21 protein-coding genes are annotated in these 24,107 nt (G+C 45.8%); 3 read left to right on the top strand and 18 right to left on the bottom strand.

The features are described 5' to 3' along the window. Window positions 1-57 precede the first annotated feature (57 nt). A complete protein-coding gene (locus IEV16_RS11765) occupies window positions 58-1,164 on the top strand; it encodes a hypothetical protein (protein WP_188365912.1) in 1,107 nt (368 codons plus the stop codon). Further along, a complete protein-coding gene (locus IEV16_RS11760; protein WP_188365911.1) occupies window positions 1,161-2,330 on the top strand; it encodes a heme biosynthesis protein HemY in 1,170 nt (389 codons plus the stop codon). The genes IEV16_RS11765 and IEV16_RS11760 overlap by 4 nt, the downstream gene beginning before the upstream one ends. Before the next feature lie 226 nt (window positions 2,331-2,556). Here the strand turns inward: IEV16_RS11760 and IEV16_RS11755 are convergent, their stop codons facing one another. The 10 genes from IEV16_RS11755 to IEV16_RS11710 form a co-directional block, all read right to left on the bottom strand. Next, window positions 2,557-3,333, bottom strand: a complete 777-nt coding sequence (locus IEV16_RS11755) for a sulfite exporter TauE/SafE family protein (RefSeq protein WP_188365910.1) — start codon at window positions 3,331-3,333, stop codon at window positions 2,557-2,559. A gap of 3 nt (window positions 3,334-3,336) precedes the next feature. Continuing rightward, window positions 3,337-4,800: a helicase HerA-like domain-containing protein gene (locus IEV16_RS11750; protein ID WP_188365909.1), complete on the bottom strand. Its 1,464-nt coding sequence runs from the start codon at window positions 4,798-4,800 to the stop codon at window positions 3,337-3,339. Continuing rightward, entirely contained in the window at window positions 4,797-6,170 is a 1,374-nt protein-coding gene (locus IEV16_RS11745; RefSeq protein ID WP_188365908.1) for a leucyl aminopeptidase family protein, read from the bottom strand. Before IEV16_RS11745 ends, IEV16_RS11750 begins: the two co-directional genes overlap by 4 nt. A 66-nt stretch (window positions 6,171-6,236) precedes the next feature. Beyond that, a complete protein-coding gene (locus IEV16_RS11740; protein ID WP_188365907.1) occupies window positions 6,237-6,719 on the bottom strand; it encodes a GNAT family N-acetyltransferase in 483 nt (160 codons plus the stop codon). Next, the gene (gene waaA, locus IEV16_RS11735; protein WP_188365906.1) at window positions 6,712-8,055 is read right to left on the bottom strand and encodes a lipid IV(A) 3-deoxy-D-manno-octulosonic acid transferase; all 1,344 of its coding nucleotides are present in this window, start codon (window positions 8,053-8,055) and stop codon (window positions 6,712-6,714) included. Before waaA ends, IEV16_RS11740 begins: the two co-directional genes overlap by 8 nt. 1 nt (window position 8,056) lies before the next feature. After that, window positions 8,057-8,614 carry an L-threonylcarbamoyladenylate synthase gene (locus IEV16_RS11730; RefSeq protein WP_188365905.1) on the bottom strand — a complete coding sequence of 186 codons (558 nt, stop codon included), beginning with the start codon at window positions 8,612-8,614 and terminating at the stop codon, window positions 8,057-8,059. Continuing rightward, window positions 8,611-10,908 (bottom strand): DNA topoisomerase I, encoded by a 2,298-nt coding sequence (locus IEV16_RS11725; protein ID WP_188365904.1) that lies wholly within the window; start codon window positions 10,906-10,908, stop codon window positions 8,611-8,613. Before IEV16_RS11725 ends, IEV16_RS11730 begins: the two co-directional genes overlap by 4 nt. A gap of 6 nt (window positions 10,909-10,914) precedes the next feature. Continuing rightward, window positions 10,915-11,391: a DUF494 family protein gene (locus IEV16_RS11720; protein WP_188365903.1), complete on the bottom strand. Its 477-nt coding sequence runs from the start codon at window positions 11,389-11,391 to the stop codon at window positions 10,915-10,917. Between the two features lie 5 nt (window positions 11,392-11,396). Continuing rightward, on the bottom strand, window positions 11,397-12,527 hold the full coding sequence (gene dprA / locus IEV16_RS11715; protein ID WP_188365902.1) for a DNA-processing protein DprA: 1,131 nt from the start codon (window positions 12,525-12,527) through the stop codon (window positions 11,397-11,399). Between the two features lie 2 nt (window positions 12,528-12,529). After that, window positions 12,530-13,738, bottom strand: coding sequence for a LysM peptidoglycan-binding domain-containing protein (locus IEV16_RS11710; RefSeq protein ID WP_188365901.1), 1,209 nt, complete (start codon window positions 13,736-13,738; stop codon window positions 12,530-12,532). A 179-nt stretch (window positions 13,739-13,917) separates the two neighbouring features. Between IEV16_RS11710 and def the strand changes: the two genes are divergently transcribed. Continuing rightward, entirely contained in the window at window positions 13,918-14,427 is a 510-nt protein-coding gene (gene def / locus IEV16_RS11705) for a peptide deformylase (RefSeq protein ID WP_188365900.1), read from the top strand. Here def and IEV16_RS11700 read toward each other — a convergent pair. From IEV16_RS11700 to IEV16_RS11665, 8 genes are all read right to left on the bottom strand, one after another. Next, complete coding sequence (locus IEV16_RS11700) at window positions 14,424-15,713, bottom strand: adenylosuccinate synthase (protein WP_188365899.1); 1,290 nt, start codon at window positions 15,711-15,713, stop codon at window positions 14,424-14,426. The two genes, def and IEV16_RS11700, sit on opposite strands and share 4 nt — an antisense overlap. A gap of 7 nt (window positions 15,714-15,720) precedes the next feature. Then, entirely contained in the window at window positions 15,721-15,912 is a 192-nt protein-coding gene (locus IEV16_RS11695; RefSeq protein ID WP_229728342.1) for a DUF2065 domain-containing protein, read from the bottom strand. After that, the gene (gene hflC / locus IEV16_RS11690) at window positions 15,909-16,775 is read right to left on the bottom strand and encodes a protease modulator HflC (RefSeq protein ID WP_188365898.1); all 867 of its coding nucleotides are present in this window, start codon (window positions 16,773-16,775) and stop codon (window positions 15,909-15,911) included. The genes IEV16_RS11695 and hflC overlap by 4 nt, the downstream gene beginning before the upstream one ends. A gap of 2 nt (window positions 16,776-16,777) precedes the next feature. Continuing rightward, window positions 16,778-17,953, bottom strand: coding sequence for an FtsH protease activity modulator HflK (hflK, locus tag IEV16_RS11685; protein ID WP_188365897.1), 1,176 nt, complete (start codon window positions 17,951-17,953; stop codon window positions 16,778-16,780). A 14-nt stretch (window positions 17,954-17,967) separates the two neighbouring features. Beyond that, the gene (gene hflX / locus IEV16_RS11680; protein ID WP_188365896.1) at window positions 17,968-19,311 is read right to left on the bottom strand and encodes a ribosome rescue GTPase HflX; all 1,344 of its coding nucleotides are present in this window, start codon (window positions 19,309-19,311) and stop codon (window positions 17,968-17,970) included. Window positions 19,312-19,445: 134 nt separating this feature from the next. After that, entirely contained in the window at window positions 19,446-19,682 is a 237-nt protein-coding gene (gene hfq, locus IEV16_RS11675; protein WP_188365895.1) for an RNA chaperone Hfq, read from the bottom strand. Window positions 19,683-19,799: 117 nt separating this feature from the next. Then, window positions 19,800-21,962 (bottom strand): LTA synthase family protein, encoded by a 2,163-nt coding sequence (locus IEV16_RS11670; RefSeq protein ID WP_188365894.1) that lies wholly within the window; start codon window positions 21,960-21,962, stop codon window positions 19,800-19,802. Window positions 21,963-21,964: 2 nt separating this feature from the next. Further along, on the bottom strand, window positions 21,965-24,088 hold the full coding sequence (locus IEV16_RS11665) for an LTA synthase family protein (protein WP_188365893.1): 2,124 nt from the start codon (window positions 24,086-24,088) through the stop codon (window positions 21,965-21,967). Between the last annotated feature and the right edge of the window lie 19 nt (window positions 24,089-24,107).

Below are 24,107 nucleotides of genomic sequence, written 5' to 3'. Positions count from 1 at the left end.
GGTCAGGGGCCTTTGGAGGTGTTAAAATTTAATCATGTCCCCATTCAACGTTGAGCCATGACCGATCAGAACAAACACGCAGACAACACTGACAACCTCGTATCAGACCCGATTGAAGAGATTGATAATCAGTCGGCAGACCACGATGAGAAGGTCTTAGCCAATGCGCTCAAAGCCACCCCAAAAAGGGGTCGCACAATGGCCGCACTGGGTTTGTTGGTGGCTGTGGTGGCCCTCATAACTGTCGGATGGCTCTATTATCAGATCGAATTCAAAAAAAATGAACCATCGTCATCACAACAATTATCAAGCAAAGCCGATCAACAGGATCTGGACAGCTTACAAAGCCGGGTTGACCGGTTAGCGCGTCAGTTGTCTGAACAGCAACAATCGATTCAAGAAAATCGGGAAAATCTAAAGCGGTTACAACAAGGCCTCGACAACCTTCCCGACGCCCGCTTTGACAGTGGTCCTTTAGAACAACAAATCAGCCGTCTTCAGCAACAAATCAATTCACTCAAAGATCAAACCGGGTCCGCGATTTCTGAGCCCCAGACAGCGTCGTATTTATCCGCTTTGGTTCGTGCCCAAACCATTGAGGCTTTAAAAATGGTGCAATTACTGCTTGATCAGCAACAGATCACACAAGCGGTGCAAGTTCTTAAGCAATGGCGCAACAACGAACATCTGCCATTGGCGGTACTAACTCGCATACAACAACTCATCACCACCTTGAGCAACACCGAAAAACCCGATGTAAATCGCCTCCGACAGCAATTGAACATGGTTAGAGAACGCCTCGCTGACGTGAAGTTAACCACTGAGAAGCCTCAATCTGAAAAACCGGCGTGGTATGAACGCTTTATCACCGTGCAAAAAATTAAGCCCGAACAGCAGGCCTTGAACAGTGCTGATCTACTGCAGCTTAAAGCCAATGTCGGTTATTTCATCGACCAGGCCGAATTGGCCCTAACCCTCAAACAACCCGATGGGTGGCGTGAAAATCTGCACCAGGCCGAACAAACGTTGACGAACACGGCTTTGGAGACCAAAGCGTTGGAACAACAAATTCAGCAATTAAAAGCCCAAAAAATCACCACCCAAATTCCCCAAGGGTTGGGTATTGATGCCCTGATTCAACAGCTTGAGGGCATCACCGAATGAAAAAATTAATCCTCACTGTGGTTATTTTGCTGTTGCTGCTGACCGCCGCCTGGTTGACGCCCCTGTTGTTAAAAAATCCCGGTTTGTTACAACTAGAAATTCTCGGTTATCAGGTGCAAATGACGGTGATCACCGCAGGTCTTATTATACTGGCCTTGCTGGTGGTGGTGTGGTTGCTGTGGAGTTTACTCAAAGCACCTCAAAAACTGGCCCGCAAGGTCGCTGATTACCGGCATCAGAAAAAATTTGATCAGGGTTTGCTGGCATTCAGTGAAGGTCATTGGCAGAAAGCCGAAAAGCTCCTGTTAAAATCAGCACAAAACAGTAAAAATCCTCAGCTCAGTTACATGGCTGCCGCCCGCGCTGCCCTGGCCCAACAAAATTTAGAAGCGGCCATGGCACATTTAGATGCGGCTGAAAAAACCGTGGAAAATCCCCTCACCATCGATTTAACCCGTTGTGAAATCTGGCTGAAAGCCGGCCACTTGCAACAAGCCCGGGATTTACTGGAAACCATTTTAAACAGCTATCCCAACAATCCGCGGGCAGTTCGCATGATGCTGCAAGTCAGTGAGCAGCAAAAAGATTTTCAACGCCTCAAACAATTGCTGCCCAAAGCCCACAAATTGGCTTTGGTCGATAGAAGTCAGACCGAAACCTTGCGGGATCAGGCCATACGTGAAAGTTTAATAAACGCCATCGACGAGCCGCATTTATTGTCATTGTGGTCAGAACTCAGTCGTAAACAGCAAAAATTTTATTTGTATGAATACTGTGAAAGTGGTTTGCGATTGGGTGCCTATCAAGCGGTCACCGATGAAATTGAACGCGCCCAGAAGTACAATTTTGACAACCAACTGGTGGGTTATTGGTCACAATTGCCGCATAATTTAAACCATCGACTGAAAATCGCTGAAAAATGGCATATTCAGCACCCCAAAAACCGAACGGTACTTATGTGTCTGGGGCAACTATATATGGCCAAAAAAATGTGGACAGAAGCCAGAGAAGCGTTACAAAAAGCCCTGATTCTGCAATCCGATGACCGGGTTAATCGGTTGTTGGCAGAGATCTATGAACATCTGGAAGAACCCCAATTGGCATTACAACATTACAGTCAGGCGAACAAAAACCCGACATCTTTATTGCCGGTTGACAAATCTTGATGTGATTTTATACACAAGTTCTGCACCCACAAACAAACAACAATCGGTTAAAAGCATTTACTCCGGTTTAACTTGCAAAAAATAATACAAGTTATTGATTTATAAACACAAAACCAGTTTGGATAAAATTTAACCATTTTGTAGAAACTTAAATGAGCTACTTATTGTTGGCCACTGAAAACCTGTTTATCAACACCTTTATCCACAGTTTGTGTGGATAAACTCATCATGTCAGGTACATTCTGAGCGCCAACAGCACAATCAACAACGCAAAACCCACACGCAACTGCTGGGTCGGCAAGCGATGGGTCATGTGGGCGCCGAAACGGGTGCTAAAAAAGGCCCCCGCCACAATCAACACCGTGGCGCTCCAGTCAACATAAGATCCGTTGGTACGCCCATGGGTTAAAAAAACGTAAGTGAGTGTGCCGCTTAAGGCAATAAAAAAGCCCAGCGCTGCTGCGGTACCGATGGCTTTTTGGATACTGATTCGGTGCCAATGCAAAAACGGCACTGTTAATGAGCCGCCGCCTATCGCAATCAACGCAGACAATAAGCCGATAATCAGGCCGGCCGGCCACAGCACCACGGCTTTTAATCGCTGGGGTCGATTTCTTTTGGGTTTAAAATCAAACAGCATTTGTGCAGCAATGAATAACATCAGTATCAAAAATACCAAAGCCACAGTGCGCCCTGATAACTGCAGTGCCCACCAAGAAGCCACCGCACTGCCTAATATCACCGCCGGTACCAGATGAATCAATAAGTGGCCCAACACAGCCCGATGCGCTAAATGGGTTTTGATGTTGATCAGACTGTTAAATAAAATCACTGACAGCGAGGTGGCCAGTGCCATATGGATGACCTGAGATTCAGCCACGCCCTGCCATAAATAATAAGCCGATAATGCCGGTACCATAATGGCCCCGCCGCCGATTCCGAATAATCCGGCGAAAAACCCCATCACCAGCCCCAGCAACAGCAGTAAAACTGCGCTGAGCATCACTTAACGGCGGCGACCAAACAGGGCTTTCCAGAGCCCGTTAACCACTTTGGTGGTGAGTTTTCGGGTGAAGTCTTTACCCACCTTGGTGGCATAGCTGTCGCGCGGGCGACCTCGAGATCTTTTGGATGCACTTTCGGCGGCTTCTAAGCGTGCCTGCTCGGCAGCTTTTTGGCGCGCGAGTGCCTGCGCCCGATGCTGTAATTTTTCATGGGCAGACTCCCGGTCAAGTGTTTGTTCATAAACACCACTCACCGGTGAGCGTGCCATGATGGCCTGACGTTCAGCATCACTGACGGGTCCCATGCGACATCGTGGCGGGGCAATTTTGACCCGCTCAACCACCCGAGGTGCGCCTTTTTCATCCAGGGTCGAAACCAATGCCTCACCAACGCCCAGCTGACTAATGACCTCAGCGGTTTCGAAATTCGGGTTGGGTCGAAATGAATCAGCAACGGCTTTGATGACTTTCTTATCTTTGGGTGTGTAGCTGCGCAATGCATGCTGAATTTTGTTGCCTAATTGCCCCAATACATTGACCGGAATATCCCCCGGTGACTGGGTACAAAAATATACCCCCACACCTTTTGAGCGAATCAACCGCGCCACCTGTTCGATGCGCCTGAGCACTTCGACGGGGCAATCTGAAAAAATCAAATGAGCCTCATCGAAAAACAGCACCAGTTTGGGTAACTCAGGATCCCCTACTTCCGGTAAGGTTTCAAACAACTCGGTCATCAACCACAACAAAAAAGTGGCATAAAGCTGTGGTTTCATCATCAAATCTCTGGATTCCAGAATACTGATGACGCCGCCACCGGATAAATCCTGGCGCATTAAATCACTGAGTTTCAGCGCCGGCTCCCCCAATAAAAACGCACCGCCTTGAGATTCCAGTCGCAATAAGCGTCGTTGGATGGCACCAATCGACGCCGATGTAACCCGACCGTAATCCAATGAGATTTGTTTTTGTTGCTCACCCATGTGCTGCAATAAACTGTTGAGGTCTTTGAGATCCAGAATTAACAGATTTTCATCTTCGGCGTATTTAAAAGCCACCGCCAAAACGCCTTGTTGCACGTCGCTTAAATCCAGTAAGCGGCTTAAATACAGCGAACCGATTTCCTGAAGGGTGGTGCGCACCGGATGACCGGCTTGTCGGAAAATATCCCAAAAAATGGTCGGGCGACCGGAATAATCGTAGTTTTCAATGTTGAGTTCTTTGGCACGGTTATCTAAAAAAGGTTTTTGTTTGCCGGCTTGAGATAAACCGGCCACGTCACCTTTTATGTCCGTGACAAACACCGGTACCCCTAACCGTGAAAAATTTTCTGCCAGCACCTGAACGGTCACCGTTTTGCCGGTTCCCGTGGCACCGGTGATTAAGCCATGTCGGTTGGCAAATTTTCCTAAGATGAGTGCGGGGTTTTCACCGTGCCCAAAATGTAAATTTTGACCGCTTTTCATCGTGGGTATCTGCTGACTAACCAATCCATCACGGCGGCCAGACCCAGGGCTTCACCGCCTTCAGTGCCGCCGGTGCGATCACCAAAATTCCAGCCATAGGTGTCTATGTGAACCCAGTCAATGTCCTCATCCACAAAGCTTTGCAAGAATAATCCGGCGGTGATACATCCGGCCTGCGGCAAGCTGGCACTGTTATTGATGTCGGCCACAGTGGATTTTAAATAGTCTTTATAGCGGGCCGGTAACGGCATCGGCCACATCTCATCGCAGGTTTTAACACCACTTTGTTTAATCGCCTCGGTGATTGCATCGCGGTTACTGAACACCGGCGTAATCGTCGGACCCATGGCCACCCGTGCCGCGCCGGTTAAGGTGGCAAAGTCAATCAGTACATCCGGTTTGGATTCGCAGGCGTAGGTCAGACTGTCGGCCAGAATCACCCGGCCTTCGGCATCGGTGTGACCGATTTCAATACTTTGTCCGCTGCGGCTGACCACCACGTCGCCTTGACGAAAAGCACTTCCTGAAACCGCATTTTCCACAGCCGGAATCAACACTTTTAAGCGCACCGGTAACTGCTGTGACATAATCAATTGCGCCAAACCCAATACATGGGCGCCACCGCCCATATCCTTTTTCATCCAACGCATAAACTGGGCTTCTTTCATGTTATTGCCACCGGTGTCAAAACAAACCCCCTTACCGACCAGGGTAAGCAAGGGTAAACTGTCATCATCACCCCAGTTCAGTTCAATCAGACGCGGTGCTTTGTGACTGGCCCGACCGACAATGTGAATGGTGGGGAAGTTCTCACTGAGCAAGACATCGCCCACCAGCTGATCAAATGACATGTCATGTTTTTCAGCAAATTCTTCGGCAAATTCAGCCAGTTCAGTGGGGCCCATATCATCGGCCGGTGTATTGATCAAGTCGCGCACGGTGTAAGTGGCTTCAACCACCGCCAGTTCATAACCAAACGAATCGGTATCCACCACCAGCTTGGCCTTGTCTTTGGGTTTTAAGTAACGTTCAAAGCGGTACTGACCAAACCCCCAGCCGCGTACCACCGCCGATGCCATGTCTTTGTCATCGGTTTCTAAATGGTAATGACCAGCAGGCAGCTGATTGATTTTTTCACAGATACTGTAAGGATTCAGGTCTTCAGACACCACCAGATAAACTTTTCTCAGTTTTCCTTCTGTGTTGTAATCCAGAAAAAATTGTCCGGCTTTTCTACCAAATCCCTGATTTTCGCAGACATTTTCTAAGTATTCACTTTGTAGTTTCAGCCATAAATCAAAAGCCGCTATATTAATGGGCTCGACTGCCACGCTGTCGCCCTGATAATCTGTGACAAAACAATCAACCATAATGTGTATTTTGAAAATAAGGATTTTTTATTATACGCTGTGTGGCTGTGAATATCGACCGGCGAATTATTCGGGCGCTAAAATCATGCGCATGTGGGGAATATTGTCTTCAAGATAATAATCACCGGTGGCCTCAAAACCCAATGCCTGATAAAACGATGACAAATAGGACTGGGCCGAAATGATGATGGGACGCTGACTGTCCCGGTCTTGGCAGAGACCTATGGCGGTTTTCATCAGCGACTGTCCCAGACCCTGATGGCGCTGTGTGGCGGCCACCACCACCCGACCAATATGAAAATCACCGAATTCATCGGTCACTATACGGGCATAAGCCACTATTTTTGAGTGGTCTGAGTTAAACACGTGCCGGGCACTTAGATCGCTCTCATCTATATCCGGGTATGGGCAATTTTGTTCGATGATAAAGACTTGTTGCCGCAGCCGGTAAATAGCCATTAATTCTCCGGTGGTCAATTCCTGGAAAGATTTAACTGCAAATTCACCACCTTGGGCTTGTCGGGTGTTTGGTTGGGTTGGCTCAGTCATTTTTAACAATGCGTGGATAATGCTTGGATTTAATCGCATCATAAAGTGGTTTTTCGTTCATAAATGATTCAATCAAATCCATGGTGAGGTGCACAGCGCCACGGTGTCTTTCCACCAGAGACTTGGCGGCCCTGCCCATGCGTTCACGCAAGGCTTTGTCCTTTATCAGGGCATCCATGTATTGCACAATATCGACACTGTCTCGAACCGTATAAGATCCGCCGCATTGCTCTAACAGTTCGGTGATTTCATCAAAGTTATGGGTATTAGGGCCGACCAGAACCGGTAATGAAAACACCGCCGCTTCCAGTACATTATGACCACCAATATTGGCGATACTGCCACCAACAAAAGCGATGTCTGAAGAAGCGTAAAATTCAAGCAACTCACCCATGGTATCAACCACAAAGACATCACCGTAAATATCACACAAACCGGCCTGACTGCGCAGTTGGGTATTAAAACCGAGTTTTCTGAAAGATTGGGTGGTGGTTTCAAAACGTTCCGGGTGTCTTGGAACTATCACCAGCATCAGATCCGGATGGCGTTCTTTAAGCACTGAAAAGGCCTCCAGAATCTGCACTTCATCATCGTGGTGGGTGCTGGCAGCAATCCACACCATGCGTGAATTTTGGTAATGGTCGCGGATTTCCTTGCCTTTGTCGATGATTGATTGCTCAATAATAATGTCAAACTTTAAACTACCGACCACGTAGATTTTTTCTGGCTGACAACCGAGTTGAATCATACGTTTGGCATCGGTTTCCGTTTGGGCCGCCACAAAAGCGGTGTCATTAAACGCTTTGGCCGCCAGAGACCCCACCCAGCGGTAACCTTTAAGTGACACTTCCGATAGACGGGCATTGGCCACCACAATCGGTACCTGTCTTTTTTTACAAAAACGAAACAGATTAGGCCAGATTTCGGTTTCCATAATGACCGCCAAATCCGGTCTGGTTTTTTTCAAAAAACGTTTCACCGCACCCGGTAAATCATAGGGTAAATAGACATGAAATACGCTGTCACCAAAAATTTGTTGGACCCTATCAGAACCGGTCGGGGTGATGGTGGTGAGTACAAAAGAATGGTCCTGATAGCGTTCCATCAAGGCTTTAATCAGAGGGATGGCGGCATTCACCTCGCCCACGGACACCGCATGAACCCAGATGGATTTTTGGATATTTTTGGGTGTTTTGAACCAGCCAAAGCGTTCATGCCAGCGTTTGAGATAAGCCCGGGTTTTAACCCCGCGCATGGCCAGACGCACCAATACCAGCGGTGTCAATAAGGTGGTTACCAAAGAGTATAAACGGCTGCGGATTTCTAAACTTTTCATGTTAACGCAGTATTTCACCATCTCCGGCGCGACGAATCTCGGAGGGTTTATTAAAACCACCCAGCGGTAAATCCAGGTAATAAGCCACTTGGTTGGACCACAGTGCAGCCAGTTCAGGGATATTGACGGGGGTGGCCTGGCCCCGTTGGTTGGCGCTGGTTGAAATAATCGCGTGATTCAATTGCTGACAGATTGCCACCACAACCGGGTGTTCGGACAACCGTACAGCCACCGTGTTATGGGGGCCTTTGACACCTTCCGGAACCAGCCGACTGGCCGGAAAAACCCAGGTGGTATGTCCCGGCCAGGTGCGCAGTGCAGCTGCCAGATGGTCGCCACAAACCGGTTGAATTAAAGGCAATATGTGACCGATATGACCGGCCACCAGAATCAGTCCCTGTTCCCGTGGGCGCTGTTTCAGACGCAGAATTTGGTTCACCACTTCGGTTTGTCGGTAATCGCCGCCAAGTCCGTAAACCGCTTCGGTGGGATAAACCAGCAGGCCGCCATGTTGAACCGCCTGTACAGCTTGATCGACGGCTGTACCGATGGCTGTCATTTTTTCTTACGCCGCCTTTTTTTCTTGGCCGGCGCTTTGTTCAGAATCTCGACACAATCCGCGTGACTGAGTGATTTTGGGTCGGTGTCTTTGGGGATTTTACCGTTCTTTTTGCCGTTGGTTACATAGGGACCGTAGCGACCGTTTAACACCTCGATACCGTCATCAAACTGTTGAATGATTTTATTGGCGTCGGCAATTTTCTTTTCTTTAATCAGTTCAAGGGCCTCGTCCAAGGTGATGCTGTAAGGATCGCCGTCTTTAATGCTGACAAACTTATTGCCATAACGCACATACGGGCCGAAACGTCCGATGTTGGCAGACACCTTCTCACCTTCCTCTGTTTCACCCAGATCGCGAGGTAGTTTAAATAATTCCATGGCTTCCTCAAAAGTGATGGAATCCAGATTTTGTCCCGGTAAAAGTCCTGCAAACTGCGGCTTTTCTTCATCATCTTTGGTACCGATTTGTACAAAAGTGCCGTATTTACCAATACGCACCGAGACCGGCTTGCCGGTTTTGGGATCGGTGCCGAGTTCCCTTTTGTATTGGGCCTCTTCACGGCTGACTGATTCTTCTTTGTGTTCGACCCGTTCGATAAACGGTTCCCAGAAAGATTTTAACAACGGTTTCCAGTCGGTTTCACCGCGCGATACCGCGTCCAGGGCATCTTCCAGTTTGGCGGTGAATTCATAATCCACATAGGTATCAAAATGGGCTTCTAAAAAGCGCGCCACCACTTTACCCACATCGGTGGGAATAAAGCGTTTTTTATCCAGCTCCACATAATCGCGGTTCAGTAAGGTGGAAATAATGCTGGCATAGGTGGAGGGTCGCCCGATGCCGTATTCTTCCAGCGCTTTGACCAATGTGGCTTCAGAATAGCGTGGTGGTGGTTCGGTAAAGTGTTGGTTGCCAATAATCTCCCTGACCTTAATCACGTCGCCTTTGGCCAGTTTTGGCAGACGGTTTTCTTTGTCTTTTTTAACATCATCGAGACCTTCTTCGTACACCGACAAAAAGCCTTTAATTAAAACGGTTGAGCCGTTAGCACGTAAGTTATGGTCATCACCGAAAGTAAAATCAGCCGCCACCGTGCCGATGGTGGCATGTATCATTTGTGAAGCCAGGGTGCGTTTCCACACCAAATCATACAGCCGGAACTGGTCATTGTTTAAAGCCGATTTAATATCGGACGGCGTAAAAGCCGCGGACACCGGTCTAATGGCTTCGTGCGCTTCTTGTGCATTTTTTGATTTGCTTTTATAGACGTTGGGTTTTTTGGGGATTTGATCAGCGCCGTATTTATCTGAAATAACACCGCGGATTTCTTTGACCGCATCATCCGCCAGATTCAGCGAATCGGTTCGCATATACGTAATCAAACCCTGAGATTCACCATTAATGGCGATGCCTTCGTATAATTGTTGTGCGATTTGCATGGTTTTGCGGGCCGTGAACCCCAGTTTCCTCGCCGCTTCCTGTTGCAAGGTGGAGGTGATAAAAGGGGGTGCCGGTTTGCGCTTGCGTTCTTTTTGGGTTAATTCGGTGACCGTTAATTCAGAACCGGCCTGTTGACGCAATTGCTTGAGAATATCGTTGGCTTTTTGTGCGTTACCAATGTCAAATTTTTTGAGTTTTTTGCCTTTAAACTGGTTTAAACTGGCTTCAAAAGCCTGTCCACCTTTTTTTAAATCACCGTGTATGGTCCAGTATTCGCGGCTTTTAAAGGCATTGATTTCATCTTCACGTTCTACAATCAGGCGCAATGCCGGTGATTGCACCCGTCCGGCGGATAAACCGCGGCGCACTTTTTTCCATAACAAGGGTGATAAATTAAAGCCCACCAGATAATCGAGTGCGCGCCGGGCTTGTTGCGCATCCACCAATTCATCAGAAATTTGTCGTGGATTGGCCACGGCCTCCTGAATTGCTTTTTTGGTGATTTCTGAGAACACCACCCGTTTAATGTCTTTGTCTTCCAATAAGCCACGGTCTTTTAAAATCTCCACCACGTGCCAGGAAATGGCTTCTCCTTCACGGTCCAAGTCCGTTGCCAGATAGATGGTGTCGGCTTTTTTGGCTTCTTTGATGATGGCGTCGATGTGTTTTTTCTTATCATCGGGCTCCACATAGGTCATCTCAAAGTTATTATCCGGATCAACCGCACCGGTTTTGGCCAATAAATCGCGGACGTGTCCGTACGATGCCAGAACCTTGTGGTCTTTGCCTAAATATTTTTCAATGGTTTTGGCTTTAGCGGGTGATTCTACAATCAGTAAATTTTTGGCCATAGGCTTTTAATGTTCACGGGTTTCTGCGGCTTCAAACAGCATGCGTTCCAAGTCGACGAAAGCTTGTTCCTGATCCGGCTGTGAATATAAAATAATCAAAGCCAGCCATTGTAAATCATCGACCTCAATGTTGTCAGCCTTTAGATACAGTAAACCGTCAATCAACAATTCAAGGCTGTGGTGGTCGAGGATACCTTGCGCCATCAGATATTGGATAAAATCGATGCCCTCATCTCCCACCATCCGACGTTCTGTTTCACTGAAGTGCCGACATGACGCAGCATCCTGTTTAAGTAGGGTGCCGGGTGATTGGCTGACCTGTTGTAACCATGTCAGGGCGTCTTCAATTAAGCCCGGACTAAAACCGATTTTCTGCAACCCGTTAATGATAAGTTGCCGGTGTCCGGATTCTTTTAAATTGTATTGTTCGGTCATGTAATTTTCAAAAACATAAACCAGAACATCCATCATATGTTGTTTCATAATTATCAGCGTTTTAAGTATTTGGCGCCGGCTTGCTTTTCAATAATTCCATTGAGTTCAAGAATCAATAAGTCCGCCGAGACTTCAGCGCTTGATAATTGAGTGGCGGTCACCAAATCATCAAAGCTAACCGGGTTGTGGTCAATATGTGCCAGTAATTGTTGTTGGCTGTCGCTTAAGTCCGGTTCCACCTGTTGAGGGATGCTCTCAGGCTCGAAATTGCTGACTTTTGCCATCTGCTGCCGAATCTGTTCACTCAGCATGGACATGCCGGGTTGTAACTCCTGCACAATGTCCTGCACCGACTCCACCAGCGCAGCGCCCTGTTTAATCAGCCAGTGACAGCCTTTGGCCATGGGATTATGAATCGATCCGGGTATCGCCATCACCGGGCGGTTCATATCGTAGGTCAGGCGCGCGGTGATGAGTGTACCACTTTTTTGGGCTGATTCAACCACCAAAGTGCCCAATGACAAGCCGGCAATGATGCGGTTGCGTTGCGGGAAATGGTTGGCCTTGGGCGGCGCATTAAAATCAAATTCGGTGATCACCGCACCCTGATGCATAATGTCTTTAGCCAGTCCTTGATTTTCTTTCGGGTAAATGCGGTTGATACCGGTGCCCATCACCGCCACCGTTTCGCCACCGGCATCCAGTGCCGCACGGTGCGCCGCCGCATCCACCCCGGCGGCCAGACCACTGGTCATCACCCAGTTTTTTTTGGCCAGTTCATAACAAAAAGCCCGGGCATTATCCAGTCCGCCACGGGTGGCGCGGCGGCTGCCCACCACCGCCAATTGGGGCAGCAGCAAAGTCGACAATCGGCCTTTGACAAACAACAGGATTGGCGGATCGGCGGTCGCCTTTAATTGTGGCGGGTATAAATCATCATCCAGGGTGATGATATGATTGGGTTCTTTTTCCAGCCATTTCAAAACATCTGTCAAGTCATTGTCCTGACAGTGTTGCAAATGGTTTTGTAAGGGTTTTGAAAGCCCCAGTTCTTTGGGGAAACGAGTTTGCTGAAGTATGGTATGTGCATCGCCGTAATAATCCAGCAATGAACCAAGGGTGGAAAAACCAAGGCCCGGTGCACGGTAAAGGTGCAACCAGGCCTTGATAAGGTGTTCAGACACCGTTAGGGTAACTTAACGTAATCGAACAGTTTAACTTGTCGGTTACCTTCGGTGATGATGGCGTATGAAATGTTTTCAAAAGTTTTAAACACCATGATGTGACCTGCGTATTCCATTGGCAAAGTCACCTGAGCTTTGGACGGTTTAAACAATGTTTTGAGGTCGTTTTTGGGGTGCATGATTTCATCACGGATGACTTTCTCAGGGCTGTAAATCGAATACACATCGCCCACATTAACCCCTTGCCCGTAACCTTTACTGATGGCAATCACCTGACGGCGACCACTGCCAAACAGGGCGTTATTTAAAGCCACAACCCGGATGTTATCATCATCCGCGGTGCCCGCTTTGGGCATAAAGTACGGATCAAAATTAAACGCGTCAATCGGCAAGACCAGGTCACCTTTTTTCACTTCCGTTTTGACATCAATGATCTCTAAAGTGGTGACATCACCGGTACCAACCCGGGTCACTTCAGCCACGCCGGTATCAGCCACTTCATAACCCAGAATTTTAACACTTTCCCAATAGGTGCGATCAATGTAATTTTTCCAGAACCGTGACATTACCGCGTCGGTGGTGTGAGGCGATGATTTTTTCCAGGGCACTGATTCGGTTTTGAATTCATCCGATGTTTCCCAGGGATAATTAAGTGGAACTTCCCGGTAAATAACGGTGGGACGCACAATGGCCAGATGATCGCCCTGACGGATATTTTTTAATCCCCGCACATAGATAAGATTATCTGTGGCTGCCACATTACGGCCCTCTTCGACGGCCACCACATAGGCGGCCAAATCAATGTCTTCTTTGTTGAGGATTCTCAGCTCACGCAAAAACGGTTCGATATCCGATAAAGGAATGGTTTCCACCGCCTGATTATGTTCTATGGTGCGCACTTCCGGGCCCATTTTAACGGTTGGATGTGACCGGTTAACGGTGATCTGGGGCTGACCATCCACATACACCAGATTCAATTCATCACCGGGGTAAATTAAATGCGGATTTTCAACTTGAGGATTGGCATACCAAATTTCGGGCCACAACCAGGGTGATTTCAAAAACACCGCTGAGATATCCCACAGTGTGTCTCCTTTTTGGACCACATATTTCTCAGGATGATCGGCTTTTAACTCCACATCCTGGGCATACACCAGACATGTGCTACCGAGAAACAGGGCCATGATTAGAAGTTGTTTTTTAAACATCATCAGCAACTCTTTGATTTCGCTAAAACTTTAGTTTAGCCATTTTAGGGATAAATTTAAACAAAAATTGTGATTCAGCCGTCATTTTGCTTGAAAAATAAGCGTTTTAACCTAAATTAACGGTATTAACTCAGGTAAAATAAAACAGTCTCACCCTTTTTTCTCAGACAATTGACTTTAACATGGCTTTACTTAATATACTCACTTTACCGGATAAACGCCTTAAAACGGTGGCTAAACCCGTGGTAAAAGTGACAGAAGAGATAAAACAATTGGCCGGCGACATGTTAGAAACCATGTATGCCGCACCCGGTATTGGTCTGGCCGCCACCCAGGTTAATCAACACATTCAACTGGTGGTGATGGATATTTCTGAAGAAAGAAATGAGCCCCGTGTATTTATCAACCCGAAAATCACCGCCCGCAACGGGGAACAGGTTCATGAAGAGGGCTGTTTATCAGTACCGGGTATTTATGCCGATGTTAAACGGGCAGAACAAGTCACAGTGGAATACATGGATTTAGCAGGACAACAACAATCACTCAATGCAGCGGGTTTATTGGCGGTATGTATTCAACATGAAATGGATCATCTTAAAGGCATTGTGTTTTTAGACCACCTGTCGGTTCTGAAACGCAAAATGGCTTTAAAAAAACTGGCCAAAGTGGCTGAAACTGTTCCCGTTGATTAAGTCCGCGCCATCATCGGGTGGGTTTTAATCACATTTTCATTACGTTCAGGCCCGGTTGAAATAATCGCCACCGGCGTACCGGTAAAGTCTTCAATACAGCGCACCAATTCTTTAGCTTTTGCGGGTAAATCCGCATAATCGGTGATTCCGCGGGTGGTCGATTGCCACCCGGGCAGCGTTTTATAATCGGGTTTAACTGCATGCCACTGAGCAGCAGATTGCGGGAATCCGGATTGATTGCTATAAGCGGTGCACAATTTGATTTCCTTAAAAGTGTCTAAAACATCGAGTTTGGTGATGCACAGTCCGGTGACACCATTGACCTGAATGGCGCGTTTTAAAGCCACCAGATCCAACCAACCACAGCGGCGTGGCCGACCGGTGGTGGCCCCGAATTCCACCCCTTGTTTGGCCAGCATTTCACCGTCGGCATCAAACAGCTCGGTGGGAAACGGTCCCGACCCGACCCGAGTGGTGTATGCTTTGGTGATGCCCAACACATAGTCAATATCGGTACAACCCAGGCCGCTGCCGGTGGCGGCGCTGCCGGCGGTGGTGTTTGAAGATGTGACGAAAGGATAGGTGCCGTGATCAATGTCCAATAAGGAACCCTGCGCCCCTTCTAATAAGAGTTTTTTATCGGTGGATTTTAGCCGGTGTAAATGTTCGGTGACATCGGCGATCATCGGTTGTAAGAAATCAGCGTGTTCACAGATTTGCTCATAAACCGCATCAAAATCAAGCGGTTTATCCTGATGGTAATGTTGCAATACAAAATTATGGTAGCTTAAGACCTCTTTGAGCTTTTCACCCAGGGTTGCTTTGTCGCACAAATCACCCATGCGTAAACCGCGGCGTGCCACTTTGTCTTCATAAGCCGGACCAATACCGCGCCCGGTGGTGCCAATGGCATTGTCGCCTTTACCGGCTTCCCGCAGCTGATCCAGTTTGATGTGATAAGGCATAATGACCGGCGCCGCCTGGGATATCAGCAGCCGATCACGCACAGACACGCCGGTGTCCTCTAATTGCCGGATTTCTTTTATCAGAGAACCCGGTTCAATGACCACGCCATTGCCGATAATACAGGCAACGCCTTCACGCAGGATACCCGAAGGTATCAGATGTAAAACGGTTTTTTGATTGTTAATAATTAAGGTGTGACCGGCATTGTGTCCGCCCTGAAAGCGAATCACGGCATCCGCTTGCTCCGTGAGCAAATCAACAATTTTGCCTTTGCCTTCATCACCCCACTGGGTGCCCAATACCACAACTGTTTGACTCATTATGTACTCACGACTGTAATAATTTAAATAGCAGGGCACCGACAATCATCATCACGGCACCCATTATGCGTAAATTTTTATCTGACATTTCACTGATGTTCAACAGCATTTTTTTCCATGCCTCAGGTGCGATAAAAGGCATGATGCCTTCTAACACCAACACCAGGGCAATGGCGGCTAAAAATGGATGATCTATCAAGGTTTTGTGTGCTTGAAGTACTTGAAGAATTCACTGTCGGGATCCAAAATCATCATGTTGTTCCCCGCCTCATCAAAACTTTTCTTATACGCTTCAAGGCTGCGATAAAAACTGTAAAACTCCGGGTCTTTTTCATAGCTTTGCGCATAGATACGGGTGGCTTCTGCCTCCCCTTCACCTTTGATCAAATTGGCTTGTTTTTCCGCTTCGGCCACCATAATGCGTACCGCCTTGTCGGTGGTGGCACGGATGTTAATCGCTTGTTTGGTGCCATTTGAACGGTGCTCTGCCGCTTCGGCCAGGCGTTCTGAACGCATGCGGTTGTACACCGATTCATTCACCGACTGGTCCAGGTTGATTTGTTTAATCCGCACATCCACGATATCCATGCCGAAATCCTCGGCCTTACTTTCGGTGATGGTCTGCAGATTATCCATTAATTCAACCCGTTGGGTTGAAATCACCTGATCCAGGGTACGCACCGAAAATTCCTCTAACAAGGCATTTTTAAAAACACCGGCGAGGTTGGCATTGGCACGCGCAATCGAGCCTTCATTGGAGGTGTAAAACAGTCGCACGTCATTGATACGCCATTTCACAAAGTAATCCACCATCAGGTACTCATTGTCGGTATTAAAAACCCGTTCGGGTTTGTTATCCAGGGTTTGAATCCGTTTGTCAAACTTACGGATATTGTTAATGATTGGCCACTTAAAGTGTAAACCCGGCTCATAGCCGGCCTGAATCACCTCACCAAACTTAAATTTAATGGCGGTTTCACGCTCACTGATTTTAAACAGAAAAAAGCTGGACAAAACCGCCAGAATCAAAACACCAATTAGCAAAGAAATGATTTTATTCATGGTTAGCGTCCCCGTGCTGTGCGGTTGGTTGAGCGCGAGCTGTTACTGCTGTTGCTTGATTGTGATGACTGACCGGCTGAACTGTCGGGTCTGACCACGGTGGTACCAAAGTCCAACACCTGGTTGTTGCTGCGTTGTTTCAGCATTTTATCCAGGGGTAAATACATCAGTTGGTTGTTATTATCTCCACTGACCATCACCTTGGGCAAACTGCCCAGGATCTGTTCCATGGTTTCTAAATACATCCGCTGACGGGTCACGTCCGGTGCTTGTGCGTAAGCCTGACGCAACTTATCAAAGCGTTCTGCTTCACCCTGGGCTTCAGCAATGAGGGCGTCTTTATAACCTTCGGCATCCTGAATGATTTTCAACACCTGACCCTCAGCTTTGGGTATTTCGCCTTTGGCGTATTCATTGGCTTTGTTGATAAAAGTTTTCTGATCTTCGCGGGCTTTCACCACATCATCAAAGGCCTCTTTGACATTAATCGGTGGATGCACTTCGGTGATATTGACCTGACGCACTTCAATCCCGGCCTTGTAATTATTCAGCATTTTTTGTAATTCAGATTGCACTTCAAAATTCACATCGGTGCGGCTTTCATTAATAATGTGATCCAAGGTGCTGGTACCGGCCACCTGACGCATGGCACTTTCAGCCGCCTGACTGACGGTGTTTTCAGGGTTGGCCAGATTAAAAAGGTAGTCATTGACCCGTTCTTTGTCCACCCGGTATTGCACCGAATAATCAATTTCAATCAGGTTTTTGTCCTCGGTGAGCATTTGACCGCTGTTGTCTTCCTGACGAATTTTTTCCACGTTTTCACGGTAAACTTTGGCAATCGGTTGGGGCCAGGTAAAACGTAAACCCGGTCGCATGGTGTGAGAATATTCACCAAACACCAATACCACACCCCGTTCAGATTCATCAATCCGATACGCAGACCCCCACAAAATCAGCGCCGCTAAAATCAATAAAACAATCGCCACCGAACCGCTTTGACCGCCACCGGACTGCCCCGATCGGTTACCGCCCCCAAAACCAAAGGTGCGCTTAATGGAATGGATGGCATCTTTGATAATCTGATCAAAGTCAGGGGGCTTTTGGTTATTGTTGGGCCGGTTATTCCGCGGTTCCTGACCGCCGGAATTGTTATTGCCGGGTTCATTCCAGGGCATACATTTCTCCAGTGTTACCAGTTATCTGTGCTATTTTCTTCTTCAAGATGATGTTTTTTTAATAAGGTTGCGACAAAATCCGCAGCGTTGTCTTCGGCTGTTTTTGCCAGTTGTCGCCATTTTTCCAGCGGTAATTCTACCTCAAGATGCCAGTTTCCACCATCATCAATGGTTTCATCCTTAATGGCCTCCAGTTGGTAAAAGAGCGCCCGCAGACGCGCCTGTGAAACCGGCAGTATAAACCGTAAACTAACATGGGTGCTGTGAATGTGTTCTTCAATGGCTTTCAGCAACAAATCGACCCCGGCACCTGTTTTTGAAGACAACCACACCTTATCCGGCACGTCATCACCCCCATCAATCCATTGCGGCGGTTTGCCGGATACATCAATTTTATTATAGATTTCGATAATAGGTATATCTTCAATGCCCAAATCCTGTAACACCTGATACACCTCACGCTTGTGATCGCGGTGCTCGGGGTTGGCATCATCAATCACATGCAACAAGACATCGGCATCCACCGCTTCCTGCAACGTGGCGCGAAACGCCGCCACCAGTTCATGGGGTAAATCTCGCACAAAACCCACCGTATCACTGATCACCGCCTGACTGCCGGGAATGGCGGTAAACTGCCTGACGGTGGGGTCCAGGGTCGCAAAGAGCTGATCTTTGGCGTACACTTCGGCATCTGTGAGCAAATTAAATAAAGTGGATTTGCCGGCATTGGTGTAACCCACCAACGCCATCATTTGCGTACCTGATTTTTTACGTTGTCGGCGTCCCTGTTCACGCTGTCGCATGACCTTTTCTAACTTTACATTCAGGGACTTCACCCGGGCATTGAGTAAGCGACGATCCGTCTCTAACTGGGTTTCACCGGGGCCACGTAAGCCGATACCGCCTTTTTGCCGCTCCAAGTGCGTCCAACCCCGCACCAATCGGGTGGACATATGCTTGAGTTGTGCCAGCTCAACCTGCAACTGACCTTCATAAGAACGTGCCCGTTGCGAAAAAATATCCAGAATTAACGTCCGCCGGTCCAAAACCCGCGCCTGCACCAGCCGCTCTAGGTTACGTTCCTGAACCGGCGATAAAGGTGCATCCACCAGCACCAGATCAGCCTCATGCTCTTTTACCAGTGCTGCCAGTTCTTCGGCCTTACCTGAACCCACATAAAATTTAGGGTCAACATTTTGGCGGGTGCTGACCAGCACATCCAGAATCTCGGCACCGGCACTTAACGCCAATTCTTTAAATTCTGCCATGTGCTCAGCATGATCCGAACGTCGTTCGTATTCCATCGGTGCCGGGCATAAAAGAATGGCGCGATCGCCGCGTTTGGATCTCTCAAACATTCGAAGAGGCCTTAAAATCAGCATGAACAGACCAGGTCGACGCTGTCGGGTGACCGGCTTGGATGAATTGACTGTTTTTAATCATGCATTAAAAAAAGCGGGCGAGTGCCCGCTTGACTTGAATTGGGTGACAATTAATCTTCACCTTGCTGGATTTTATAAGTGCTGATATTTTTTGACGGTACGATGGTTGAAATCGCGTGCTTGTAAACCAGCTGATTAGTGGTGTTATTTAAGACAATAACAAACTGATCAAAAGATTCCACAACACCTTGTAATTTAATACCATTCATCAAAAAAACCGACACCGGAATGCGGTCTTTACGCAACGCGTTTAAAAAAGGATCTTGTAATGTTTGTGATTTAGCCATATGGGTTACCTTACTCTTTATAATTATGTCGCCATTTTAACATAGCCTTCTTAATATAATGTTAGATAGCCTGTTATTCAATGTCCATGTCATCAACTATGGTAAAATTTATTATTTTTATTTACCACCGGTTAACAAAGACTTCATGTTTATTTCAACTGTTGGTTGTTCATAACCATTATTAAAGCCCGCACCTGTTAATTGCGAAACACAAACAAGATCGAACATACAACTAAGCTCATGTTCTTTTTTTAAGTGCTCTAAAATACCCATATTTTCACTGTTTTTCGCGCCAAACAAAACAAAACCTTGCTCAAATTCATCTTTCAGATTCCACAACAACTGATTCGGATTTTTATCGGCTCTTATAACCACAAAATTTTCTGCCGTTCTGATGTCTTCATTAATACCAACATAAAACAACCCTGGCAAACCATAATATTTATCCTGTACAGCAAAGCCGTCACGTTTAAACAGCCTTTTTAAATCTAACCCGTCTAATTTTATCGACTCAATACCCGTTAAGCTTTTTTCAAAACCAATGATTAACTTAGACTCGGCTGTTAAAGCGATGCCATCTGTTGTGCTGAACAATTGAGTATGGCCTTTGATCGCATTCAATGCAGACTTCAAAGTGCATCCGTTCACGGCTTGCGTGCTGATCGATGAAGGCGTATCACAATTGTCATCTTGTACAATTAATTGTCCGTTTTTGTAAAAATGGCTTCGCGCCAACACCATGCGGTCTTTAATTGGATAATTACGGCCTAAAACAAACTGAACATTATGCTCAACCCCAACTAACTTTAATACAGAAGGCGCTAAATCATACAAAGATTCAACGTGCACTGAGGACCGAGGACTTTTGTCAATTATGACACCGTATAGATTCCTATCTTCAACCTGTTTACCAAATAACTCTAATGATAAATCAGACCTAAAAACACCATGATCGCCGGTTATATAAACAACGGTATTTTCTAAAATACCGGCCTCGTCCAAACGATTTACAAATTGACCAAGCAACTGATCCGTACAATGAATGGCATTAATATAGCGATGACTTGTCTCTGAATAAGGCTCACAAGAAGGCGAAACAAAACCTTTCAAATGGGTTCCAATTGATAGAATTTGAGTATGAAACGGTCGATCTTGTTTATGCAGTTCACTGACCCGGATAAAGGCTCTTTCGAATAAATCATCATCATTCAACCCCCACCAGTTATGATTTCTCCCGTTTTGATATTCCGGTAAATCAACAAAATCTTCCCAGCCAATTACCCGATCAAAGCCATGCCCCAGTAAGAATGCGGCCTTACCGGCAAATTGCTTTTTAGCACCCCCAAAAAACTCCTGGGTAAAACCGGCTTTATGCAACACATCTGGATAACATGGCAAAGCTGAATAAGTACCTTGTTGTGAAGCTATTGTGTTATTGCCCATGCGCATATCAGGAATAAATCCACACATAGAAGTAATTAAACCGTCCATAGTAAATGACGCAGATGATATGTAGGGATAGAGCTCCTGATAACGTTGTTTAAATTGATTTAGATTAGGCGTTAAGTTTGGGTAACGGCTCGACTCAGTAAAGACACGACTAAAAGATTCCAAATAAACAACAATCAGGTTTTTGTGGTTACTGGACCGTATCTTAATGTTGTTTTTATCCGTGGTAATAGGCTGAATACCTAAAAAATCGAATTTTTGTAACTCTTCAGCCGACATACTTTTAACTTGGCTTTGCGAATAATAATCCATGCCGGCTTTATAGAGTCTGCCTACGACCGTAAAGTGTCCCCACAAAACAAAGCCCAATAAACTAAACGCAAAAGTTATCCACTGTAGTCGATGTCCCGTCAGTCGTGTTGCCGACATCATAAACCATGTCAACAAACCCACAACAACCAATACTGTAAGCAGAATATACTTGTATTCTTTTAAACCCAAGATAACAGCATCTAAACTGGTGTGATACATGACCTCTTGCCCAAAGGCCATCCCGGCAAAGTCAACAATCGCCAATTCAATAAAAATCAACAAAAACACCGAGAGGATGACAACAACTTTTAACGTCATCGATATGATTTGACTGAGCCTATTGCGTGAAACCACCGGCCAAGTGAGCAATAACAACAACAAACACAAAGAAGCCATTATTATTAGATAAAAATCCGGCTTATCCAATAAGATACCTTTGTTATAAAGAACATTTGTTTCAGCACTGACAACAAGCAACAATGCAATTAAACCCACAAAATAAACTATTCTTAAAACCATCACTAAAAACAAGTTGTCAGAGAAGCTGAGTCATCGAGATTTAAGGCATGATGACTCTTTAATGAATTTCCAATGTATTGTAATACCTGAATATCCATATCTTCATAATCAAGATTTATCGCTAATTTCTTTAAGATTTCTTTATTGCTTGTTTTTACCACAACCAACAAGTGATTGGGATTGCTATGCCGCCATTTTAAAAATTGCTGTGTACCAAGTAAGGTGTCTTTATAGTAACGGTGCTCCATAATTTTCATATCTGCATTAAGTTCAAAAACAAAAAAACCATTGCCTAAATTGAAATAATTAAGTGAATAACCCTCATAGTAAAAGTGTTTAAAATGATTTATATCATCAATCAAAAGCTGGTTACTATTATCTGAGGATTGACTTTTAGACTTGAGTTCAATGTCTACTTCACAGCCAAGCACCTCTTCTGGCGCTTTGTCAGAATAAAATTCAAGCAATTTGTTTGTTTGTGCTAATAAGCTTTTTTTATCACAAGAATTTAATGGCCAGGATAGTTGTTTGGCTGCCACTGTACATTCACCGGCTTTGTTAGCAATCATGGTCTTTTTTTCAATGTCCCAATCCGAATAACGCGTGGCATATTTTTGATTGGCTTTGGCATCTGAGAACAAGCTTTGTCCATATAAAAAACCGGCATTGTGGCGGACATCCAGCATATCAAGAATTGTGGGCGCTAAATCATAGCTGGATAATACTTCATCAGGAAGTGATTCCGTAAAATTTGTTAAGCCAATCAATGTACGATCCTCAACCATATCGCCAAATAGTGATTTCATTTCAGGTGTCGGAAAAACGCCATGGTCCGCCACGATAACCACCAAGGTATTTTCCAATAAGTTTTTATCATTAAGTTTTTCAAAAAACTGTCCCAACAACTGGTCAGTACAGTGTATGGCATGAATAAAATTATCGTTGGATTCCTTATAGGGCAAACATTCCGCATAAGGATAACCCGGTAGATGTGTGCCCAGTGTTAACAATGTTAAATTATAGGGCTTAGCTTTGTCCGCCGTCTCAATCACCTTAATTGCTTGTTCGAACAACTCGGTATCGCTTAAGCCCCAAACACCCGCCCGTTGTTTCATGCCCTGTTCCCGCCAATACTCCCAACCCCAGACATAATCATAACCATGATCTTCAAAAAACTGCCCTTTACCGGCAAACTCCATGGCGGCACCGCCTAAATAATATTGGTTATATCCGGCTTTTTTTAACACGTCTCCCAAACAAGGCATTCTTGATAAAAGCTGACCACTTCTTAAAAAGGTATTATTGCCTGCGGTCATCGGCAATAGAGTGCCACATTGACTGGAAATAATGCCTTCAATGGTTACATAAGAAGAACTCAAATGTTTAAATGACTGAAACTGCTCACTTAGTTGATTTAGGTTTGGTGTTAAATCAGGAAATTTTGGATGCTGAGTGAGCCCCTCGTTAAAGGACTCTAAATAAATCAAAATTAGATTTTTTGAGCCAACTTGTGTTTCTGCATGTAAATTCATTCTTGGTGTAATCCGGTCATTTTTCATGACACCTAATTCCACATACTGCTTAATACGTTGTTCATCCAGGTTCGATGCATCTATACGTAAAAAATCAAGGGTAGAATTGTACAGCCGAGCATAGCCGGTCAAAGGTAAAATTAACAGAGTCAACCCAATAGCTAAAACTGTGATAATCAATCGTTGATTTAATGTTGGGAGTTTTTTATAGATTTTTCTTATTAAATACACATAAAAAAATAAAAGCACAAAAAAACTCAACAGAAGCCAAAAGTAATCATTCAGACCAATCCTCACCGATTCCCACTCCATATGGAAAAAAACCTCATCGGTAAAACCTCGACCTGAAAAGTCAATCAACACCATTTCAAACAAAAATACAAAAAGGGTTAAAAAATAAACAACTAATAAAACCCCTCTTAGAAGTACATTTAACAGTTGCTTTTTTTCCTCAGCACAAAGCCAAAACCCTAGTCCGATTAATAAAACAAGAAAACTGGCAGGCCACAAAATAAACCATTGCGTTGAAAAGTACAGACTGACAAAACCGAATGGCAGTAATAACAAAAGAATTAAGATTAAGAATTTATTCATTTACCGGAATAGAAAACGA

This window comes from Marinicella pacifica, from assembly GCF_014636635.1.
Lineage (GTDB): Bacteria > Pseudomonadota > Gammaproteobacteria > Xanthomonadales > Marinicellaceae > Marinicella > Marinicella pacifica.
The sequence above is the reverse complement of the archived record's forward strand: the minus strand, read 5'-3'. Positions and strand labels throughout refer to the sequence as shown.